We start from the raw sequence: 20,890 nt of genomic DNA on the forward strand, positions 1-20,890 counted from the left end.
GCGTGCAGCGCAAACATTATGGCCGCGCCGGCTTGCGCAGAAACCACAGCCAGGCGAGGAGATTGCACGCCAGATACATCCCCAGCGCAGCGCGGAACGCCCCGAGCACGTCCAGCCCCGCAGCAATGAACCCATCGACCGCCAGCCCGATGCCCCACTGCAGCACAAAAACGCCTCCAAACACCACGAGGTTGTAGGCCGACAATGCCCGCCCCGCCGCGTTGGCGTCGAAAGCGGCGGCCACCGCTGGCAGGGACAGCGCCATCACCGTGCACGAGACGCAGTACAGCGCCCAGACTGCACTGCCTGCCTGCGGCCCCAGCAGCAAGAGGCCTAGCATCACGCACAGCGAGAATGGCAGGCCACGGGCGATGACCCGGTTGACGTCAATGGCGTGCCGCGCCATCCACGGCCCGAGCAGCCCCCAGGCCCAGAAGGTGCACAGCATGGACACGTTGATCCAGAACAGCCCTGTGGCGGCCTCCAACTCGCTGTAGTGCGCCACCCGCTGCATCCAGGGTCCAGCCCAAAGGGTTTGCATCGCGACCATGCCACCGTAGGTGAAAAAACCCAATGGCGCCAGGCGGCGAAAGTAGGGATGGCGCCAGACGACGGAATAGCCAGCCGTGTCGTTCGCTTCCAGCAGCACCGTGGCTTCTTGCCTGGGACGATTCCAGCTCGGCACGGCCAGCGCGATCCATGCGCCAGACAAAAGCACCAGTGCCGCAATGCCCCAGAACAGCGCACGCCAACCCAGTACGGGAAGCAGCCACTGAACGGGCAGCGTAGATGCCACCATGCCGAGCGACCCCGTCATCAGCATCCATGCATTGGCCCGCAGCTGCGCCGCCGGGCTGTACCAGCGGCGGTAGCCCGTCAGTGGTGCCATCAGGCAGGCGCTGACGCCTGCGCCAAACAGCATGCGCCCAACCAGCAAACTGCTGAAGCCGGTGGCGAGCGCAAACACCCCGCAACCCAGCACGGCCACGCCTAAAAAGGCCAACAGCACTTGGCGCGGGCCGTAGCGATCCAGCCAGCGGCCCAATGGCAGCTGTGTGAAAGCAAATCCAAGGAAGTAGCCACCCGAGAGCAAACCCAGATCGGCTGCACCGAGTGTGAAAGCTTCTGCCAGCGTGGGGGCCAGCGTAGCCGTCACAGCGCGCAACAGCGCGGCGAGGAAATAGGCCGCAGCAAACGGCAAAAACACCCATACCGCCGCGCGCCGCCCCAGGACGCTCACCGCAGCACCAGTGCCTCGAAAAATACATCGGCTGAAGCGCGCGGCAGCTCGCTCCCGTAGACCATGGCGTGGCAGACGGTCACCGTACTTTGGTCGACGCGTGCGAACCAGGCGGCTTCCAGGTGCATGGCGCCGCCACTGGGCAGGACGCCAGTCGCTTGGGTACGCACCGATTGGGGCAGGCCGAGCGCACCGTCCGGTTGAAACGGTTTGTCCTTCGCATTCTTGGCCTGCGCGGCCGCCAACACTGCGGCCCGCCAGTGCGCCAGCGCGGCTCCGGCGCTGGACGGCTGAGCCAGCGCGGCGCACGCCACGGCGAAGGTGTTTCCCCCAGCTTCGCAGCTTTGCATGGTGATTTCAACGGTCTGGCCCGCCAATTCCACATTGCGCTGCGCACGCTCGGGCTTGCAGGGCAGGCTCACTTCCAGCGCAAGTTCCGGCAGGGGCACCGTGCGCCATTCCAACGCTGGGCTGCAAGCCATCAGAAGCGCCAGCAACAGGCTTTGGGCGATGAAAATGGCGACACGCATGGCACGATTATGAGCACGCTGCAGGGCGCCATCGCGCATGGCGGGCACCTGAGGCAACCCGGGAACCATTGGGGCCAAGGGACGCTCTGATCACTTGAGAGCGATGCATGTCGCACAATCACTCTTTGTTTTGTTGTTGCGGGAACCGTTATGGGTACGAAAAAGGTGTGGGCCATGGCTGCCATTGCAGCGTTTGCTGCGTTGGGTGCATGGCTTTTCCTGGGCACTGGTCCTGCCCCCGCGCCGCAATCGACCTTCGTTTTGCTCGATGCCAGCACGCGTACTACAGCGGATTTGCGCGGCAAGGTAACGCTGGTGAATTTCTGGGCCACCAGCTGCACCACCTGTGTGGCCGAAATGCCTGAGTTGGTCGCTACGCACGAGAAATACCACGCACAAGGCTTTGACACGCTCGCCGTGGCGATGAGCTACGACCCGCCCAGCTACGTCGTGAATTTCGTGGAAACGCGCAAGCTCCCGTTTCAAGTAGCACTCGACAACACCGGCGCGATTGCCAAGGCCTGGGGCGATGTGCAGCTCACGCCCACCACTTATCTGGTCAACAAGCGCGGCGAGATCGTCAAAACCTATGTCGGTGCGCCGAAGTTTGATGAGCTGCACCGGCTGATCGAGTCGCTTCTGGCCGAAACCTGATCGCGGCTCAATTTCAGCCAAAAAGAGCTTCTGGCGCTTATTGCACAAGCGTCAGCAGCTCTTTTTTTCATAGCGATCACTTGTTTCGGTAGTTGTCGTGGCAGGCCTTGCAGCTTTTGGCGGTCTCGCCAAAGGCAGATTTGAGCTTGTCCAGGTCACCCGTTTGGGCTGCGGTCGCGAGCTTGACGGTCTCGGCGCCCATTTTGTCGGCATGCTCACGAAACTTCGCTTGCTCGGTCCAGATCTCGGGCTTGGCCTTGGTGTCTCGCCCCTTGTCGGTGCCGGGCCCAAAACCTGCCCAGGGCAATTTCGCCATGATGACAACGATATCGGCGTTCTCCTGGGCCACTTTGGCGTCGAACGGAATCTTGCCGTTGGCCATGGCGCCAATGCGACCGAAGTGCTGGCCCATGACGAATAAGGCGCTCTGGCGGTATTTGATCGCGTCTTCAGGTTTTTCAAACTGCGCTGCAGCCGGTGCGGCAAAGCTCAGCGTTGCAATAGACAGGGCCAGGGCGGCAAACGTTTTCATGGGCGTCCTTGGTGAAATGGAGTCAACGAGGGGACAAGTATCGCGTGCGCTGGGAGATCGGTAGATTCGCGCCACAATGCCAGAGTCTTTCACTCTTGCATTTGCGTGCCACGCCCCGCGCTACCCGCCCGGCGCAGCATGGGCGCAGCTCCTTCGCCATGGGACAAGCTGTTCGCATTTGGGATCTCCCCACCCGGCTCTTTCATTGGGCGTTGGCCGCGCTGGTCGTGGCAAGTATCGTGACCGCCAACGTCGGCGGCAATGCCATGGTATGGCATATGCGCAGCGGCTTGGCCATTCTTTCACTCTTGCTGTTTCGTCTGTTGTGGGGCCTGGTAGGCGGGCACTGGTCTCGCTTTCGCTCCTTCGTGGTTTCCCCAAGAATGGTCTGGCAATACGCACGTGGGCGGGTTGTCGATCCGGCCGGGCACAGCCCACTGGGGCACTGTCGGTGCTGGGACTGCTGATCGCGCTCGGCCTGCAGGCCAGCGCCGGTTTGTTCAGCGACGACGAGATCGCCTTTTCCGGGCCGTTCACCGCGCTGGTCTCATCACAGCATGTCGGGCAGGCCACCTGGTTTCACACCGAAGTCGGCAAGTGGATCGTCATTGGGCTGGTGCTGCTGCACGTTCTTGCGATCACTTATTACACCTTGGTGCGGCGCAAGAAGCTGGTGCGTCCCATGGTTCTGGGCGACAAGGTGCTGAACGGCGATGTCCCGCCTTCGCGCGACGATGGGCGCAGCAGGCTGTTGGCGTTGGCACTCTGGACAGTGTGTGCGAGCGGTGTTGCGGCAACAGTGAAGTGGTTGGCTTGAAGGGGCTTCGCCGCTTGTTTTACACTGCATTCCCCATTGTTTAGAGGCCCTTAGGCTTGTGCAGACCCCTTCTGTGATCGTTCCCAACCCTGTCGGCCCAGAGGCACTGGTCATCGTCCGCGCGCTGTTTGAGGAATATGCTGCCAGCCTCACTGTCGATCTGTGTTTCCAGAATTTTCGCGAAGAGCTTGATGAACTGCCTGGCGAGTACGCGCCCCCAAGAGGCGCCCTGCTGCTGGCACTCGTCGATGGCGTGCCGGCCGGTTGCTGCGCGCTGCGTCCCATAGACAGCACGGACTATCCCAATGCGTCTGAGATGAAGCGCCTGTTCGTGCGCAAAGCCTTTCGCGGCTTTGGCCTGGGGCGCCAATTGAGCGAGGGCATTCTTGATGCCGCGCGCCAGGCTGGCTACACCAGCGTGCTGCTCGATACGCTGGACGAAATGGAATCGGCGCGCGCACTCTACAACGAACTCGGTTTCGTAGAGATTCCACCTTATTACCACAACCCGATTGCGGGCGCGCACTACCTCAAGGCAGACATTCTGTAGCTCAAAAAAAACGGCCCAACAACGTGGGCCGTCTTGCGCTGCGCCGAAAGGCGCAGGATGTCTGCAGTATCAGACCAAAGCGGCCTTTGTCACCAGCTTGGTGGCAACCCAGTTCTTGGTCTTGGACAGCGGACGGCTTTCGGTGATTTCAATCACGTCGCCGGTCTTGTACTCGTTGTTTTCATCGTGCGCGTGGTACTTGCTCGACTTGCCGACGATCTTGCCGTACAGCTCGTGCTTCACACGGCGCTCGATCAGCACCGTCACGGTTTTTTCACGCTTGTCGCTGACCACCTTGCCAACCAAGGTGCGCTTGAGGGATTTTTTAGCTTCCGTCATGTGTGCTCCTTACTTGGCGGCTTGCTTTTGGGCAAGGATGGTTTTGGCGCGGGCAATGTCACGGCGCGTGGTGCGCAGCGTGCCGGTATTGCCCAGTTGTTGCGTGGCTTTTTGCATGCGCAGTCCGAAATGGGCCTTTTGCAGGGCCTTGATTTCGTCCTTGAGGCCGGCGACGTCTTTTTGGCGGAGTTCAGCAGTATTCATATCAGTTTCTCCTGAATTCACTGGCCCACCATGCGTGCCACAAATGTGGTGCGCAGGGGAAGCTTGGCAGCCGCCAGGCGAAAGGCTTCGCGGGCGAGTTCTTCGGGCACGCCGATAATCTCGAACACAATCTTGCCGGGCTGGATTTCGGCGACGTAGAACTCGGGGTTGCCCTTGCCGTTACCCATACGCACTTCTGCAGGTTTGGCGGAAATAGGCTTGTCCGGGAACACACGGATCCAGATGCGGCCACCACGCTTGACGTGGCGGGAGATGGCGCGGCGAGCAGCCTCGATCTGGCGGGCCGTCAGACGGCCGCGATCGGTGCACTTGAGACCGAAATCACCGAACGCGACCGAGTTACCCCGGGTTGCGATGCCAGTGTTGCGGCCCTTCTGCTCCTTGCGGTATTTGCGGCGAGCGGGTTGCAGCATGTTTTATTCTCCTTTTCCGTCCGCTGCTGTAGCGGGCGCGTCAACTTTGCGAACGCGCTTAACGGGGGTTGGTTCGGCGCCACCGGCGCCAGCGGGCTTGTCGCTGCCATCGGCAGGCGCCACGTTGGTAGCGGCTGGGCGGCGCGGCGCGCCACGGCCTGGACCCGCACCTGGACCGCGATCGCCACCAGGGCGGCCATCACGGCGCGGGCCACGGGGACGGCGCTCGTCGTCGGGACGCGGGGTCTCGACGGCGGGCAGGTCGCCCCGACCCAGCGTATCGCCCTTGTAGACCCAGACCTTGACGCCGATGACGCCGTAGGTGGTCTTGGCTTCCGAGGTGCCATAGTCGATATCGGCGCGCAGCGTGTGAAGTGGCACGCGACCTTCGCGGTACCACTCGCAGCGGGCGATTTCAATACCATTGAGGCGACCCGACGACATGATCTTGATGCCCAGGGCACCCAGACGCATGGCGTTTTGCATGGCGCGCTTCATGGCGCGGCGGAACATGATGCGCTTCTCGAGCTGCTGGGTGATCGAGTCGGCAATCAGCTTGGCATCGATTTCGGGCTTGCGCACTTCTTCGATGTTCACTGCGACCGGCACGCCCAAACGCGTAGCGAGTTCGCGCTTGAGGTTCTCGATGTCCTCGCCCTTCTTGCCGATCACCACGCCCGGGCGCGCCGAGTAAATGGTGATGCGGGCGTTCTTGGCGGGGCGCTCGATCAGGATGCGCGAGACGGCGGCGTTCTTCAGCTTGGCCTTGAGGTACTCACGCACCTTGATGTCTTCGGCCAGCATGCCGGCGAAATCGCGGTTGCTTGCGTACCAACGGCTTGACCAGTTGCGGGTAACCGCAAGACGGAAGCCGGTAGGATGGATTTTTTGTCCCATAGTCTTTCCAGGCCTTTAGTTGCCAACCGTCACGTACACATGGCACGTGGGCTTGCTGATGCGGTTGCCGCGGCCTTTGGCGCGCGCGGTGAAACGCTTGAGCGTGGTGCCTTGCTCGACATAGATGGTTTTCACCTTCAACTCGTCGATGTCGGCGCCGTCGTTGTGCTCAGCGTTGGCGATGGCGGACTCCAGAACCTTGCGAACGATTCCCGCAGCTTTTTTCTGCGTGAAGTTCAGGATGTTCAGGGCCTGATCCACCTTTTTGCCACGGATCAAGTCCGCGACCAGACGGCCTTTGTCGACCGACAGACGGACGCCCCGAAGGACTGCACGTGTTTCAGACATGGTCGTTCCTTATTTCTTGACTTTTTTGTCAGCGGGGTGACCTTTGAAGGTGCGCGTCAGGGCGAATTCGCCCAGCTTGTGGCCCACCATCTGGTCGGTGATATAGACCGGCACGTGCTGCTTGCCGTTGTGCACAGCAATCGTCAGGCCGATGAAGTCGGGAAGAACCATGGAGCGGCGCGACCAGGTCTTGACGGGCTTCTTGTCCTTGGTGGCAATGGCTTTTTCAACCTTGGCCAACAAATGGTGGTCAACGAACGGACCTTTTTTGAGAGAGCGAGTCATTGGCTATCCCTTATTTTTTGCGACGCGAAACAATCATGTTCTGCGTGCGCTTGTTGTTGCGGGTGCGATAACCCTTGGTCAGGTTGCCCCACGGATCGACCGCATGGCGGCCTTCGCCGGTGCGGCCTTCACCACCACCGTGCGGGTGATCGACCGGGTTCATGGCAACGCCACGCACCGTCGGACGAATACCCATCCAGCGCTTGACACCGGCCTTGCCCAGTTGGCGCAGGCTGTGCTCTTCGTTGGCCACTTCACCAATGGTTGCGCGGCATTCAATGCTGATGCGGCGCACTTCACCCGAGCGCATGCGCACCTGGGCGTACATGGATTCGCGTGCCAGCAGCGTTGCCGAAGCGCCGGCCGAACGGGCGATCTGCGCACCAGCACCGGGCTTGAGCTCGATGCAGTGGATCGTGGAGCCCACGGGGATGTTGCGGATTGGCAATGTATTGCCAGCGCGGATCGGCGCCTCGGATCCGGACATCAGCGTACTGCCAACTTCCAGACCGCGCGGGGCGATGATGTAGCGGCGCTCGCCGTCGGCGTAGCACACCAGAGCGATGTGGGCCGTGCGGTTCGGGTCGTATTCAATGCGCTCAACTTTGGCAGCGATACCGTCTTTGTTGCGCTTGAAATCCACCAGGCGATAGTGGTGCTTGTGACCCCCGCCCTTGTGGCGCGTCGTGATGTGACCGTTGTTGTTGCGGCCGGCCTTCTGGAACTGGGGCTCCAGCAGGGGCGCATAGCCATCACCCTTGTACAGGTGATCGCGCGTGACCTTCACCACGGCACGTTGGCCGGGCGAGGTGGGTTTCATCTTGATGACAGCCATGATTTACGCGGCCTCCCCGGACAGGTTCAGCTCTTGACCTGGCTTGAGCGTCACATAGGCCTTGCGCACGTTGTCGCGACGGCCCATGGTCTTGCCAAAACGCTTGGTCTTGCCTTTGGTGTTGAGTACCGAGACACCCTTGACTTCCACCTTGAACATCAGTTCTACAGCGGCCTTGATCTCGTGCTTGGTGGCGCTCTGCAGCACCTTGAACGTCACAGCATTGGACTTCTCAGCAACCATGGTGGCCTTTTCGGACACGATGGGAGCCACGAGAACTTGCATCAGACGGCCTTCGTCAAACTTGAGCGTGCTCATGCGAACATCTCCTTGAGTTGGTCGATTGCGGCCTTGGTGACGATGACCTTCTTGTAGTGCACCAGCGACACCGGATCGGCGTAACGGGGTTCCACCACGTACACGTTGACCAGATTGCGCGAGGCCAAGTACAGGTTTTCGTCGACTTCGTCGGCGATCACCATCACGGACTCCAGGTTCATGGCCTTGAACTTGTCGGCCAGCACCTTGGTCTTGGGCGAATCGAGCTTCATCGAATCAACCACGGCCAGGCGGCCTTCGCGCGCCAGTTGCGAGAAGATGGCCGCCATACCAGCGCGGTACATCTTCTTGTTGATTTTTTGCGTGAAGTTTTCGTCGGGCATGTTCGGAAAAATCCGACCACCTCCGCGCCACAGCGGCGAGGACGTCATACCGGCGCGGGCGCGACCCGTACCCTTTTGCTTGAAAGGCTTCTTGGTCGAGTGGCGAACCTGCTCACGGTCCTTCTGGGCACGGGTGCCCTGGCGGCCATTGGCGCGGTAAGCGACCACGATCTGGTGCACCAGATCTTCGTTGTATGCGCGACCAAACACGGTCTCGGGGACGTCGAGCTTCGCTGAGCCCTGGCCTTGATCATTGAGGAGTTCGAGCTGCATCAGTTCGCTCCTTTGGCAGCGGTGGCCTTGATGGCGGGACGCACCGTGACGAACCCACCTTTGGAGCCCGGAACAGCGCCCTTGATCAAGAGCAGTTGGCGTGCTTCGTCGATACGAACCACGTCGAGATTTTGGGTGGTGACGGTTTCGTCGCCCATGTGGCCGGTCATGCGCTTGCCTGGAAACACGCGGCCCGGGTCTTGCGCCATACCAATGGAGCCGGGCACGTTGTGCGAACGGCTGTTACCGTGCGACGCGCGCTGCGAGCTCATGTTGTGGCGCTTGATGGTGCCGGCAAAGCCTTTACCAATCGAAGTACCTTGCACGTCGACCTTCTGACCGACGGTGAACAGGTCGGCCACAGGAACCGTGCTGCCTGCGGCATACTTGCCGGCGACGTCAGCGGTAACGCGGAATTCCTGGATGATTTCGCCAGCTTCAACACCCGCCTTGGCAAGGTGCCCCGCAGCGGGCTTGGTGACGCGGGAGGCCCGGCGCGCACCGAACGTGACTTGCAAGGCCACGTAGCCATCGTTCTCTTGGGTTTTGACCTGGGTGACGCGGTTGTTGGATACGTCGACCACCGTGACGGGAACTGCGTCCCCTTCATCGGTGAACAAGCGCATCATGCCAACCTTGCGGCCCAGCAACCCGAGGGAGTTGCTCAGACTCATTTGTTTCTCCAAAACTCTCACCGCCGCGACTGCAATTGGCCCCGGCGTTGCGCATGAACGCGCATGAAAGACGGTTGATAAAACTCCACCCCTGAAAATACACTGCGCGCATAAAAAGCGCGCAAAAAAGGCGAAGCCACAAAGTATAACGCGAACTCACCCTTAAGGCAAGTTCGCGTATTTTGTGCAAGCCCCCGTGGTGCGGGGCCGACAGCGCAGTCTTACTGCAGCTTGATTTCGACGTCCACGCCTGCGGGCAGATCGAGTTTCATCAGCGCGTCCACCGTCTTGTCGGTGGGGTCGACGATGTCCATCAGACGCTGGTGCGTGCGGATTTCGAGCTGGTCGCGGCTGGTTTTGTTGACGTGCGGCGAGCGCAGGATGTCAAAACGCTTCATGCGCGTCGGCAGGGGCACAGGACCCTTGACGATGGCGCCTGTGCGCTTGGCGGTGTCGACAATTTCGGCTGCGGACTGGTCGATCAATTTGTAATCGAACGCCTTGAGGCGGATGCGAATTTTTTGCTTGGACATGGCAAGTTCCTGTGTGCGCTTAAAACTTAAGCAATGATCTTGGCCACGACACCCGCGCCCACGGTACGACCACCTTCGCGGATAGCAAAGCGCAGGCCTTCTTCCATGGCGATGGGGTTGATCAGCTTGACCGTGATCGACACGTTGTCGCCAGGCATGACCATTTCCTTGTCGGCGGGCAGCTCAATCGCACCCGTCACGTCCGTCGTGCGGAAGTAGAACTGGGGACGGTAGTTGTTGAAGAACGGCGTGTGACGGCCTCCTTCGTCCTTGGACAAAACGTAGACTTCGGCGGTGAAGTGCGTGTGCGGCTTGATGGAGCCGGGCTTGCACAGCACCTGGCCGCGCTCGACGTCTTCGCGCTTGGTGCCGCGCAAGAGCAGACCGACGTTGTCGCCAGCTTGACCCTGGTCGAGCAACTTGCGGAACATTTCCACGCCGGTGCAGGTGGTCTTGACGGTGTCCTTGATACCGACGATTTCGATTTCTTCGCCGACCTTGACGATGCCGCGCTCGATACGACCGGTCACCACGGTGCCGCGCCCCGAGATGGAGAACACGTCTTCCACAGGCATCAGGAAGGCGCCGTCGACCGCACGCTCGGGCGTGGGGATGTAGGTGTCCAGGGCTTCGGCCAGCTTCATGATGGCTTCTTCACCCAGCGCTCCCTTGTCGCCTTCGAGGGCGAGTTTGGCGGAGCCGCGAATGATGGGGGTGTCATCGCCCGGGAAGTCGTATTTGTCGAGGAGTTCGCGCACTTCCATTTCGACGAGTTCGAGCAGTTCCTCGTCGTCCACCATGTCGCACTTGTTCAGGAACACGATGATGTAGGGAACGCCCACCTGGCGGGCGAGCAGGATGTGCTCGCGGGTCTGGGGCATGGGGCCGTCAGCGGCGGAGCAGACAAGAATAGCGCCGTCCATCTGCGCAGCGCCGGTGATCATGTTCTTCACATAGTCAGCGTGGCCGGGGCAATCGACGTGGGCGTAGTGGCGGCCAGCCGTTTCGTACTCGACGTGCGAGGTGTTAATGGTGATGCCGCGCGCCTTTTCTTCAGGCGCGTTGTCGATCTGCGAGTAGTCCTTGGCTTCACCGCCGAATTTCTGCGACAGCACGGTGGCAATCGCCGCCGTCAGCGTCGTCTTGCCGTGGTCCACGTGACCAATGGTGCCCACGTTGACGTGCGGCTTGGTACGTTCGAATTTTCCTTTTGCCATTTTCAATTCTCCAAAGAGCAATGCCTGTGTGTGGGTTTAACGTCTGCACCCGGTTGCTTGATCGCCCCGCACAGGACAACGGGACGGCACCGAATCGCAGATTGCAAAAACTATTTGCTATCCAATCGATAGCTGCTAGCGCTTTCTAAATAAGCGCTAGAGGCCATTTTGGCCATGAATTCATCTGGCCAGGGGGAGCCGAACAGCAGCGCTGATTGGACTCCTACCCAGCCAGAGGGGACAGCGCAGCAGAGCTGGTCTGTCCCCAAGGACTTATTTGGTCCTTGCCGCCATGATGGCTTCAGACACGTTGCGCGGAGCTTCCGAGTAGTGCTTGAATTCCATCGTATAGGTCGCGCGGCCTTGCGTGGCCGAACGCAGCGTGGTGGAGTAGCCAAACATTTCCGACAGCGGCACTTCCGCCTTGATCGCCTTGCCACCACCGACCATGTCGTCCATGCCCTGGACCATGCCGCGGCGGCTGGACAAGTCGCCCATCACGTTGCCGGCGTAGTCTTCAGGTGTCTCGACTTCCACGGCCATCATCGGCTCGAGGATGACGGGATTGGCCTTGCGGCAGCCTTCCTTGAAGCCAAAAATGGCAGCCATCTTGAACGCCAGTTCGTTCGAGTCCACATCGTGGTACGAACCGAAGTGCAGAGTGACTTTCACGTCCACCACCGGGTAGCCCGCCAACACGCCTTGCGTGACGGCTTCGTTGATGCCCTTCTCGACGGCAGGAATGTATTCGCGTGGCACCACGCCGCCCTTGATGGCGTCGACGAACTCGATGCCCTTGCCTGGCTCGTTCGGCTCGATCTTGAGCACCACGTGACCGTACTGGCCCTTGCCGCCCGACTGACGCACGAATTTGCCTTCGGCATCTTCGATGGTCTTGCGGATGGTTTCGCGGTACGCCACCTGGGGCTTGCCGACGTTGGCTTCCACACCAAATTCGCGCTTCATGCGGTCGACCAGAATTTCCAGATGCAACTCGCCCATGCCGGAAATGATGGTCTGGCCCGATTCTTCGTCGGTGCGGACACGGAACGAAGGGTCTTCTGCAGCAAGGCGCTGCAGGGCAATACCCATTTTTTCCTGGTCTGCCTTGGTCTTGGGCTCCACTGCTTGTGAGATCACAGGCTCGGGGAACACCATCCGCTCCAAAATGATCGGGGAACCGACGTCACTCAAAGTTTCACCGGTAGTGACGTCCTTGAGGCCCACGCATGCGGCGATATCACCAGCGCGGATTTCATCGACCTCCTGGCGCTCATTGGCATGCATCTGCACGATCCGGCCAATGCGCTCCTTCTTTCCCTTGACGGAGTTGTAGACGGTATCGCCCTTGCTCAACACACCCGAATACACGCGCACAAACGTGAGCTGGCCGACGAAGGGGTCGGTCATCAACTTGAACGCCAATGCAGAGAACTTCTCATTGTCATCCGCCTTGCGGGTGATCGGGTTCTCGTCTTCGTCGGTGCCCTTGACATCAGGGATGTCGGTAGGCGCCGGCAAAAAGTCCAGCACGGCGTCCAGCATGCGCTGCACACCCTTGTTCTTGAACGCAGTGCCGCACAACATAGGCTGGATTTCGCAGGCGATGGTGCGCGCGCGGATACCGGCGATGATTTCCTCTTCCGAGAGCGAACCCTCTTCCAGGTACTTGTTCATCAACTCTTCGTTCGCTTCCGCAGCCGACTCGACCATCTTGTCGTGCCACTCCTTGCAGACATCGGCCAATTCGGCAGGAATCTCGCGGTACTCGAACTTCATGCCTTGCGAGGCCTCGTCCCAGTAAATGGCCTTCATCTTGATGAGGTCGACCACGCCTTCAAATTTGTCTTCCGCACCAATGGGCACCACGATCGGCACCGGGCTGGCCTTCAGGCGCAGCTTCATGCCTTCGACGACCTTGAAGAAGTTGGCTCCGGTCCGGTCCATCTTGTTCACGAAGGCAAGACGCGGCACGTGGTGCTTGTTGGCCTGGCGCCAGACCGTCTCCGACTGCGGCTGCACGCCACCGACGGCGCAATACACCATGACCGCACCGTCGAGCACGCGCATGGAGCGCTCAACTTCAATCGTGAAGTCCACGTGACCAGGGGTGTCGATGATGTTGATACGGTGCTCGGGACGGGACAGATCCATGCCCTTCCAGAAACAGGTCACTGCAGACGAGGTAATCGTGATGCCGCGCTCCTGCTCCTGCTCCATCCAGTCGGTGGTGGCAGCACCGTCGTGCACTTCGCCCAGCTTATGGGTCACGCCAGTGTAGAAAAGAATACGCTCAGACGTGGTGGTTTTGCCAGCGTCGATGTGGGCCGAGATACCGATGTTGCGGTAACGGGCAATGGGGGTCTTGCGAGCCATGATTTTCTTTCGTTAACGGCTGAAAGCCCGCCCGCTCACCATAGAGCGGCTCGGGCTTCCAACAATCGCAATATGAGGACGAAACTTAGAAGCGGAAGTGGCTGAACGCCTTGTTCGCTTCGGCCATGCGGTGCACTTCATCACGGCGCTTCATGGCGCCGCCACGACCTTCCGTGGCTTCCAGCAACTCGTTGGCCAGGCGCTGCGCCATGGACTTCTCACCGCGCTTGCGAGCAGCTTCCTTGATCCAGCGCATCGACAGCGCCAGGCGGCGCACGGGACGCACTTCAACTGGCACCTGGTAGTTCGCGCCACCGACGCGACGCGACTTCACTTCAACCATCGGCTTGACGTTGTTGATGGCAACAACGAAGGCTTCCAGCGGGTCTTTGTCAGGGTGCTTCTTCTCGATGAGGTCCAGCGCGCCGTAAATGATGCGCTCGGCCACAGCTTTTTTGCCGCCTTCCATGATCACGTTCATGAATTTCGACAGCTCTACATTGCCGAATTTTGGATCCGGCAGGATTTCACGTTTGGGGACTTCGCGACGACGTGGCATTTTTCACCTCAAAATTTGCTTCAGTTGGCGCCTTTTCAGACACCGCGAGAGCCATAAAAACTCTCACTTACTCGACCCGCGCAAAAGATTTGCGTTTGGGGTCACTCCGTTTGCGCAGCCCGCCAAGGCATGGCAAACACCGATATATCAAACAGGAACCGGGCTTACTTGGCCTTGGGCTTCTTGGCGCCGTACTTGGAGCGCGACTGCTTGCGGTCTTTCACGCCTTGCAAGTCGAGCGACCCGCGCACGATGTGGTAACGCACACCAGGCAAGTCCTTGACACGGCCACCGCGCACCAGCACAACGCTGTGCTCTTGCAGGTTGTGGCCTTCACCGCCGATGTAGGAAATGACTTCGAAACCGTTCGTCAGACGAACTTTGGCAACTTTGCGCAGAGCAGAGTTAGGCTTCTTGGGAGTGGTGGTGTACACACGGGTGCAGACACCACGGCGCTGCGGCGAGTTTTCCATCGCCGGGCTTTTGGACTTGGTCTTTTCGACCTCGCGCCCGTGACGCACGAGCTGGTTAATGGTTGGCATGAATACTGACGTCCCTAAACGTGAAATCTAGCGTGAACTAGCGTGAAAAGCGAAAACGTGTTTCCCTTCGGAAATTCCGAAAAGCCTTCAAATGTAGCAGCAAAGTCTCCAATGGGCAAGCTGACCCAGGGTTCAAGACGAGGCTACTTCCCCCAACACTGGCACGCCCCAGGCCAGCGGCCGCCGTGCAAGGGCCGCCCCGCCACACTGGCGGCGCGTCCCCTTCCCGGCAAAGCCAAGAGAAGGGGCCGAGGGCCGCGGCTCCAAGCCTGCCTGCGCAGGCTTGGACGACTCCGAAGAGCTGCCGCCTCTGGCGGCTGTTCGAAGCGACGCAGCCGCGCAGGGGTTACATCTTTTACTTGATCCACAAACGCATGGCGTCCCAGGCGCGGCCAAAGATGCCTGCCTGCGGCACGTCTTCCAAAGCCACCAGCTGCACTTCTCGCACCGTCTGGTCGCCCACCATCACCTTGAGTTTGCCCACGTCCTGGCCCTTGGTGAAGGGCGCCACCAGCGGATCCTGACGCACCACCTGGGTGCTCACTTTGCCGGCGCTACCGGCGGCGACCGTGATGACGATCGCGTCGGCACTGCCGATCTTGAGGCTGTTCTGCGTGCCCTTCCAGACGGCCGGCGTGTCCACGGCCTGGCCTGCATCGAATAGCTTGACGGCGTCAAACGCCGTGTAGCCCCAGTTCAGAAGCTTCTGGCTTTCGTTGGCACGCGCGTTCTCGCTCGCGGCACCCAGCACGATGGAGATCAGGCGCCGGCTGCCGACATTGGGAAACTCCCGCTTGGCGGTAGAGACCAGGCAATAGCCGGCCGCTGCCGTGTGACCGGTTTTCATGCCGTCAACCGAAGGGTCACGGTACAGCAGCAGGTTGCGGTTGTTGCTGTTGGATGCGGGCGTGCCGGGGTAGCGGTACTGCTTGGTCGAGTAGTAGTGCATGTACTCGGGAAAATCGTGCTGCAGTCGCGCGGTGATCACCGCCAAATCGCGCGCCGTCGTCGTGTGGCCCGGCTCCGTCAGTCCCTCGGGGTTCTTGTACGCCGAGCCCTTGAGGCCCATCGCCCCCGCCTGATCGTTCATCATCTTGACGAACTGCTCGGCCGTGCCACCCACGCCTTCGGCCAATGCCATGGTGGCGTCGTTGCCCGACTGGATGATCATCCCGCTGAGCAAATCGTCGACCGACACCTGCATCTTGGGGTCGATGAACATGCGTGAGCCGGGCATCTTCCAGGCGCGCTCGCTCACCGGCAGCTTTTGCTCCAGCGTAATTTTCTTCGCGCGCAACGCGTCAAACACCACGTAGGCCGCCATCAGCTTGGTCAGTGACGCCTGCTCCACCGGCGAGTCGATGTCCTTGGCCGCGAGAATCTGCCCCGAGGTGTAATCCATCAGCAGGTAGTTGCGCGCCGCAATCTCGGGCGGCTGGGGCACCTGGGCCACGGCGCCGCTGGTGGCAACGAGGGCAAGTGCGGGAACGATGAGGGAGCGAAGGGCGCGAAGAATTCGGTTCATGTATCGGTATGGGTGGATCGGTAGAGGAGGAGAAAATGCGAAAAGGCAGTGCGCCACCGCGCATGGCGGCGTGCCAGCGAGAAAAGGCTTAGCCCGTGGTCTGCAGATGGCGGACCACCAAGCGCTTGAGCAGCGTCAATTGTCCGTGAAAGAAATGGCCCACTCCGGGGATCACGGTTACAGGAAGTGACTGCGGCCGCGCCCAGTCAAGCACGCTGGCCAGCGGCACGGTATCGTCGCTCTCGCCATGGAGCACCAGCGTGCGAGCATGCGCCTCGGACGGAACCGGCGCCACAGCGAAGCGGCTGGCAGCGGTGCCCACCAGTACGGCGTGCGAGACCTCGCGCTCGCCCCATAACTGCGCCAGCGCGTTGCTGGTGACAAAGGCGCCAAAAGAAAACCCGGCCAATGCAATCGGCCCTTCGGGCGCTGCCTGGCGCACCAGTGCCAGCAGGTCGTCCAATTCGCCACGGCCTTCGTCGTACACGCCGGCGCTGGTACCCACGCCACGGAAATTGAACCGCAGCGCCGTGAAACCACTTTGTGCAAAGGCGCGCGCCAACGTTTGCACCACCTTGTTGTTCATGGTCCCGCCGAACAGCGGGTGCGGATGGGCGATGACCGCGACGCCGCGCGGCTCGGCGGCCACATCGCGCAGGGCTTCAATGGCTCCCGCCGCACCGTCGAAGTAGAGGGACTCGGTCTGTGCGTTCAAGGTACTATTCTATTCATAGCTGCATGCGCTTATTCAATAAGCGCTAGAGCCTAATTTGACTACTATTTTTGGTATGTGCGAGGCGTGCGTCCATGCAATGGAGTACCGGCTAGCGCCCAAGTTCCGGCGGCGTGAGCAAACGCTCGACGACCACGCCGCGCACCAGGTGCGAATCGACAATTTCGTCGATGTCGGCCAGGTCCACGTAGCTGTACCACACGCCCTCGGGATACACCACCGCCACGGGCCCTGCAGCGCACCGGTCGAGGCAGCCTGACTTGTTGACCCGGACCTTGCCCGGCCCTGCCAACCCCGCCGCCTTGACGCGCGACTTGCAGTGATCAAACGCCGCCTGCGCACCATGCTGCGCGCAGCAGGCCTGGCCATTGGTTCGCTCGTTCAGGCAGAAAAAGATATGGCGCGCAAAGTAGCCGGGCGCGGCGGCGGTGGGTTCGCTCATGCAGACATTTTAGAAGCCGCTCGATCCCCAGCGAGACTTCACCCCCGTTCCGGCAGGGCTCGGCGCGAGGCGCGCTGCAGCACATAGATCAGCGTCACGTATGGCCACAGCCAGCCCAGCCACTGGCCGAGCCCATAGAACCGGATGAAGCGCCCCTGCTCCCAATCGATCAGCGTCTGCGCAAAATAGGCGCTCGTCGGGGCGTCGTTGAGCAGCGCCAGGTGCATGCTTTGCACCACCAGCAGCAGCACGGCGCAGGCACGTTGGCGCAGCCCGATCACCAAGGAGCCCAACAGCAAGCCGAGCACCAGACCGGCCTGCGCCGGACGGCTCAGCCAGGCCCAGGCATGCGACGGCCCCCAACTAAGCGCTGCCGAGAGCGCGGTCGCGCCCACCCCGATGGCTGCTGCCGAAAACAGCAGCACCGCACGGCGCCAAGGTTGGCGCGTGATGCTGAAAGCGAGAAGACAGGGCACCAGCAGACCCAGCCCGACACAGACCATTTCTGCCGCAGGCGAGAGCGCCTCCAGCTGCGCCTCGCGCACCGGCAGCCAATCGAAAAAAGGCGTTCCATCAAACAGATCGGCCAGCATGGCCTCCAGGCGCTCCAGCACCTGCCCCAAGCCAAACGGTTCGGCTGCGGGAAACAGCAAAGCCCAAGGCCACAAGGCCAGCAGCACCAGCGCCCCGCGCGCGTCGCGCGCAAACCAGCGTGATCGAAAGCGGCTCCAGCGCTCCAGGGCGCCCAGGCGCTCCAGCAATCCTGCAATCAGCCCACCAAGCAAGGCTCCAGCGGCGTTGAGCAGCAAGTCAAGATTGGAAGGAACGCGCTTGGGCAGGTAAATCTGCAGAAACTCCATCAGCAGCGACAGCGCCGTGCCGGCCAGCAGCGCCAGCGGCACGGCCGATCGGGGCCAACCACTGCGCATGAGCGCCAGCGCCAGCAGGAAACCCAAGGGCAGGTAGCCAAGGATATTGATGCCGACGTCAAAACCGGTCCAATAATGCGGCGGCAGGGGACCGGTGAGGAACACCCAGGGAGCAATGCCCTGCGCACGCCAACCTTCAAAAGGGAACAGGCTGGCAAAGACGATCAGCGCGGCGTAGATCAGCGCAAAGGGCCAGGCGGTGGTCTTTTCCATGCGCCGCAGCGGCCGCTGGCCGGACCTTAAAAGGGCTTGACCACCACCAGCACAACAATGGCCAGCAGCAGCAGCACAGGGATTTCATTGAACCAGCGGTACCAGCGGTGGCTGCGCGTGCTCTGCTCAGCGCCCAACTTGCGCAGCAACACCCCGCAGGCGTGGTGGTAGCCCAGCACCAGCAGCACCAAGGCCAGTTTGGCATGCAGCCAGCCATTGCCCGGACCTTTGCCAATCCCGTAGCCCAGCCACAGCCAAAAACCCAAGCCAACGGCCGGCACCGCCAGCAGCGTGGTAAAGCGCATCAGCTTTCTCGCCATCAACATCAGGCGCTCGCGCTCGGCCACGGAACCGGGCGGCACCATGGCCAGATTGACAAAAATGCGAGGCAAATAAAACAGCCCCGCGAACCAGCTGGTGACGAAGACGATGTGAAGAGATTTGACCCAAAGCATGGCGCCAGTTTAGGCCGGCCGGTGCGTGTTTCGAGACTGGGGCACAATTTTCCAATGCATCTCTCCAGCCCAACCCCTTTTCCCGCCGCGCGGCCACGGCGCCTGCGCCGCGACGCCTTCACCCGCAATCTCGTGCGCGAGCACCGGCTAAGCGCCCACGACCTGATCTATCCGGTGTTTGTGCACGAAGGCACAAACCTGCGCCAGGCCGTGCCCTCCATGCCTGGCGTGGACCGCCTCAGCCTGGACCTGCTGCTGCCGGTGGCCGAAGACTGCGCCCGGCTCGGTATCCCGGTGATGGCGCTGTTCCCCTCGATTGACGCGGCGCTCAAGACGCCGGACGGCAAGGAGGCGCTCAACCCCGATGGCCTGATCCCGCGCGTGGTGCGGGCACTGAAAAAAGAATTCCCCGACCTGGGCGTGATGACCGACGTGGCGCTCGACCCCTACACCAGCCACGGCCAGGACGGCCTGCTGGACGACACCGGCTACATTCTCAACGACGTGACGGTGGAAGTCCTGACCGGGCAGGCGCTCACCCACGCCGAGGCAGGCGTGGACATCGTCGCGCCCAGCGACATGATGGACGGCAGAATTGGAGCGATTCGAGCGGCGCTCGAATCGAGCGGCGCCATCCACACCCGCATCATGGCCTACAGCGCCAAGTACGCCAGCGCCTTCTACGGCCCGTTTCGCGACGCGGTGGGCACGCGCGGAGCGCTCGGCAAGGCCGACAAAAATTGCTACCAGATGGACCCTGGCAATACCGACGAGGCGCTGCGCGAAGTGGCGCTCGACATCGCCGAAGGCGCCGACATGGTGATGGTCAAGCCTGGGATGCCCTACCTGGACGTGGTGCGCCGCGTGAAGGACGAGTTCAAGGTCCCCACCTTCGCCTATCAGGTGTCAGGTGAATACGCCATGCTCAAGGCGGCTGCGCAAAACGGCTGGCTGGACCACGACGCCGTGATGATGGAAAGCCTGCTGGCTTTCAAGCGCGCAGGGGCCGACGGCGTACTGACGTACTTTGCGCGGGACGCGGCGCGATTGCTACAAACTAAGTAGCTACCAGCGCTTATTAGATAAGCGCTAGAGGCTAATTTGATCACATTTTTTTCGCTTTCATAGCCAGCCCACCTTGCGAAAGCGCCGGTACAGCAGCAGCGCTGCGAAGACGATGGCACCCAGTGCAGCCGGGTAGCCGTAGCGCCACTTGAGCTCGGGCATGACTTCAAAGTTCATGCCCCAAATGCCCGCCATGGCCGTTGAGACGGCGAAGATCGCCGCCCAGGCCGCGAGGCGCTTGGTGGTCTCAGATTCTTCAATCGCCACCATCGACAGATTCACCTGGATGGCGGTGCCGATCGTGTCGCGGATGGTGTCGATGGAGCCGTTGATGCGCGCCAGGTGGTCGTGCACGTCGCGGAAATACTCCTGCGTGCTCACGAAGGCTGCTGGTACGCGCCCACCGTGCAGTTTGCCCAGCATTTCCAGCAGCGGCGCCGCTGCGTGGCGCAGCACCGACGTGCTGTGCTTGAGGTCGTAGAGCCGCTCGATGTTGCCGCGCGCCGAGCCGGGCAGGAAGATTTTCTCTTCAATGCCTTCGAGCTCGGCCTCGAACAACTCGATGATCGGGAAATAGCGGTCGACCACCGCGTCCATCAGCGCGTAGAGCACAAAACCTGCGCCGCGCTCAAGCAGCAGGGGTTCGCGCTCGCAGCGCTCGCGCACGCCCAGAAACCCGCGCTCGCTGCGGCGGCGTGCCGAGAGCACGAAGTTCTTGCCGACAAACACCGCCACTTCGCCCACCAGCAACTCGTCGTCGTGGGGCTCCACCAAATGCATGACGACGAACACCATATCGCCGTACTCTTCAATTTTCGGGCGCTGGTGGCCTTTGAGCGCATCTTCCACGGCCAGCTCGTGCAGGCCGAATTCGCGCTGCATTTGCGCCAGTTCCTCGGCGCTGGGGTCCAGCAGCGCCACCCAGACAAAGGCGTCAGGGCGCGCCAGCCAATGGGCGATGTCGCCCGTGCCAATGTCGGCCAGCTTGTGGCCGTGTTCGTAGGCAACGCAGTTGAGGATCATGGGG

At 61.3% G+C, this 20,890-nt stretch carries 27 protein-coding genes and 1 pseudogene; 4 read left to right on the plus strand and 24 right to left on the minus strand.

Going from position 1 to position 20,890, the window contains the following annotated elements:
* Window positions 1-16: 16 nt before the first annotated feature.
* Together C6571_RS06020 and C6571_RS06025 are read right to left on the minus strand one after the other, a co-directional pair.
* Complete coding sequence (locus C6571_RS06020; RefSeq protein WP_106445887.1) at window positions 17-1,240, minus strand: MFS transporter; 1,224 nt, start codon at window positions 1,238-1,240, stop codon at window positions 17-19.
* Entirely contained in the window at window positions 1,237-1,770 is a 534-nt protein-coding gene (locus C6571_RS06025) for a hypothetical protein (protein ID WP_106448074.1), read from the minus strand. Before C6571_RS06025 ends, C6571_RS06020 begins: the two co-directional genes overlap by 4 nt.
* Before the next feature lie 150 nt (window positions 1,771-1,920).
* On the opposite strand from C6571_RS06025, the gene C6571_RS06030 reads away from it, so the two are divergent.
* A complete protein-coding gene (locus tag C6571_RS06030; RefSeq protein ID WP_106445888.1) occupies window positions 1,921-2,424 on the plus strand; it encodes a TlpA disulfide reductase family protein in 504 nt (167 codons plus the stop codon).
* Between the two features lie 76 nt (window positions 2,425-2,500).
* Here the strand turns inward: C6571_RS06030 and C6571_RS06035 are convergent, their stop codons facing one another.
* Window positions 2,501-2,956 carry a c-type cytochrome gene (locus tag C6571_RS06035; RefSeq protein ID WP_106445889.1) on the minus strand — a complete coding sequence of 152 codons (456 nt, stop codon included), beginning with the start codon at window positions 2,954-2,956 and terminating at the stop codon, window positions 2,501-2,503.
* Window positions 2,957-3,114: 158 nt separating this feature from the next.
* Between C6571_RS06035 and C6571_RS06040 the strand changes: the two are divergent.
* Both C6571_RS06040 and C6571_RS06045 read left to right on the plus strand, forming a co-directional pair.
* Window positions 3,115-3,773: pseudogene (locus tag C6571_RS06040) on the plus strand (cytochrome b/b6 domain-containing protein).
* Between the two features lie 58 nt (window positions 3,774-3,831).
* Complete coding sequence (locus C6571_RS06045) at window positions 3,832-4,323, plus strand: GNAT family N-acetyltransferase (protein WP_106445890.1); 492 nt, start codon at window positions 3,832-3,834, stop codon at window positions 4,321-4,323.
* A gap of 69 nt (window positions 4,324-4,392) precedes the next feature.
* Here the strand turns inward: C6571_RS06045 and rpsQ are convergent, their stop codons facing one another.
* From rpsQ to C6571_RS06145, 20 genes are all read right to left on the minus strand, one after another.
* The gene (gene rpsQ / locus C6571_RS06050; protein ID WP_106445891.1) at window positions 4,393-4,662 is read right to left on the minus strand and encodes a 30S ribosomal protein S17; all 270 of its coding nucleotides are present in this window, start codon (window positions 4,660-4,662) and stop codon (window positions 4,393-4,395) included.
* A gap of 9 nt (window positions 4,663-4,671) precedes the next feature.
* Complete coding sequence (gene rpmC, locus C6571_RS06055) at window positions 4,672-4,866, minus strand: 50S ribosomal protein L29 (RefSeq protein ID WP_106445892.1); 195 nt, start codon at window positions 4,864-4,866, stop codon at window positions 4,672-4,674.
* A gap of 17 nt (window positions 4,867-4,883) precedes the next feature.
* Window positions 4,884-5,300, minus strand: coding sequence for a 50S ribosomal protein L16 (gene rplP, locus C6571_RS06060; RefSeq protein ID WP_106445893.1), 417 nt, complete (start codon window positions 5,298-5,300; stop codon window positions 4,884-4,886).
* 3 nt (window positions 5,301-5,303) lie between these two features.
* A complete protein-coding gene (rpsC, locus tag C6571_RS06065) occupies window positions 5,304-6,197 on the minus strand; it encodes a 30S ribosomal protein S3 (protein ID WP_106445894.1) in 894 nt (297 codons plus the stop codon).
* 15 nt (window positions 6,198-6,212) lie between these two features.
* Window positions 6,213-6,545 (minus strand): 50S ribosomal protein L22, encoded by a 333-nt coding sequence (rplV, locus tag C6571_RS06070; protein WP_106445895.1) that lies wholly within the window; start codon window positions 6,543-6,545, stop codon window positions 6,213-6,215.
* A 9-nt stretch (window positions 6,546-6,554) separates the two neighbouring features.
* Complete coding sequence (rpsS, locus tag C6571_RS06075) at window positions 6,555-6,830, minus strand: 30S ribosomal protein S19 (protein ID WP_106445896.1); 276 nt, start codon at window positions 6,828-6,830, stop codon at window positions 6,555-6,557.
* 10 nt (window positions 6,831-6,840) lie between these two features.
* On the minus strand, window positions 6,841-7,665 hold the full coding sequence (rplB, locus tag C6571_RS06080) for a 50S ribosomal protein L2 (protein WP_106445897.1): 825 nt from the start codon (window positions 7,663-7,665) through the stop codon (window positions 6,841-6,843).
* A 3-nt stretch (window positions 7,666-7,668) separates the two neighbouring features.
* The gene (gene rplW / locus C6571_RS06085; protein ID WP_106445898.1) at window positions 7,669-7,983 is read right to left on the minus strand and encodes a 50S ribosomal protein L23; all 315 of its coding nucleotides are present in this window, start codon (window positions 7,981-7,983) and stop codon (window positions 7,669-7,671) included.
* Window positions 7,980-8,600 (minus strand): 50S ribosomal protein L4, encoded by a 621-nt coding sequence (gene rplD / locus C6571_RS06090; protein ID WP_106445899.1) that lies wholly within the window; start codon window positions 8,598-8,600, stop codon window positions 7,980-7,982. The genes rplW and rplD overlap by 4 nt, the downstream gene beginning before the upstream one ends.
* Window positions 8,600-9,274, minus strand: coding sequence for a 50S ribosomal protein L3 (gene rplC, locus C6571_RS06095; protein WP_106445900.1), 675 nt, complete (start codon window positions 9,272-9,274; stop codon window positions 8,600-8,602). The genes rplD and rplC overlap by 1 nt, the downstream gene beginning before the upstream one ends.
* Window positions 9,275-9,495: 221 nt before the next feature.
* Window positions 9,496-9,807 (minus strand): 30S ribosomal protein S10, encoded by a 312-nt coding sequence (gene rpsJ / locus C6571_RS06100; protein ID WP_005796953.1) that lies wholly within the window; start codon window positions 9,805-9,807, stop codon window positions 9,496-9,498.
* A gap of 26 nt (window positions 9,808-9,833) precedes the next feature.
* Entirely contained in the window at window positions 9,834-11,024 is a 1,191-nt protein-coding gene (gene tuf, locus C6571_RS06105; RefSeq protein WP_106445868.1) for an elongation factor Tu, read from the minus strand.
* 273 nt (window positions 11,025-11,297) lie between these two features.
* Complete coding sequence (gene fusA / locus C6571_RS06110) at window positions 11,298-13,400, minus strand: elongation factor G (RefSeq protein WP_106445901.1); 2,103 nt, start codon at window positions 13,398-13,400, stop codon at window positions 11,298-11,300.
* An 85-nt stretch (window positions 13,401-13,485) separates the two neighbouring features.
* Window positions 13,486-13,959 carry a 30S ribosomal protein S7 gene (gene rpsG / locus C6571_RS06115; RefSeq protein WP_106445902.1) on the minus strand — a complete coding sequence of 158 codons (474 nt, stop codon included), beginning with the start codon at window positions 13,957-13,959 and terminating at the stop codon, window positions 13,486-13,488.
* A 164-nt stretch (window positions 13,960-14,123) separates the two neighbouring features.
* A complete protein-coding gene (gene rpsL, locus C6571_RS06120; RefSeq protein ID WP_056266875.1) occupies window positions 14,124-14,501 on the minus strand; it encodes a 30S ribosomal protein S12 in 378 nt (125 codons plus the stop codon).
* 355 nt (window positions 14,502-14,856) lie between these two features.
* Complete coding sequence (locus C6571_RS06125) at window positions 14,857-16,026, minus strand: D-alanyl-D-alanine carboxypeptidase family protein (RefSeq protein WP_106445903.1); 1,170 nt, start codon at window positions 16,024-16,026, stop codon at window positions 14,857-14,859.
* Between the two features lie 88 nt (window positions 16,027-16,114).
* Window positions 16,115-16,741, minus strand: a complete 627-nt coding sequence (locus C6571_RS06130; RefSeq protein ID WP_106445904.1) for an alpha/beta hydrolase — start codon at window positions 16,739-16,741, stop codon at window positions 16,115-16,117.
* 109 nt (window positions 16,742-16,850) lie between these two features.
* On the minus strand, window positions 16,851-17,201 hold the full coding sequence (locus tag C6571_RS06135; protein WP_106445905.1) for a (2Fe-2S) ferredoxin domain-containing protein: 351 nt from the start codon (window positions 17,199-17,201) through the stop codon (window positions 16,851-16,853).
* A gap of 38 nt (window positions 17,202-17,239) precedes the next feature.
* Window positions 17,240-18,343, minus strand: coding sequence for a VanZ family protein (locus C6571_RS06140; protein WP_106445906.1), 1,104 nt, complete (start codon window positions 18,341-18,343; stop codon window positions 17,240-17,242).
* 26 nt (window positions 18,344-18,369) lie between these two features.
* Window positions 18,370-18,798, minus strand: a complete 429-nt coding sequence (locus C6571_RS06145) for a CopD family protein (protein WP_106445907.1) — start codon at window positions 18,796-18,798, stop codon at window positions 18,370-18,372.
* 54 nt (window positions 18,799-18,852) lie between these two features.
* Here C6571_RS06145 and hemB point away from each other — a divergent pair, with 54 nt between their 5' ends.
* Entirely contained in the window at window positions 18,853-19,863 is a 1,011-nt protein-coding gene (gene hemB / locus C6571_RS06150; RefSeq protein ID WP_106445908.1) for a porphobilinogen synthase, read from the plus strand.
* 57 nt (window positions 19,864-19,920) lie between these two features.
* Here hemB and corA read toward each other — a convergent pair whose 3' ends face one another.
* Window positions 19,921-20,886 carry a magnesium/cobalt transporter CorA gene (corA, locus tag C6571_RS06155; protein WP_106445909.1) on the minus strand — a complete coding sequence of 322 codons (966 nt, stop codon included), beginning with the start codon at window positions 20,884-20,886 and terminating at the stop codon, window positions 19,921-19,923.
* Window positions 20,887-20,890: the final 4 nt, after the last annotated feature.

The sequence above is a fragment of the Simplicispira suum genome, assembly GCF_003008595.1.
GTDB lineage: Bacteria > Pseudomonadota > Gammaproteobacteria > Burkholderiales > Burkholderiaceae_C > Simplicispira > Simplicispira suum.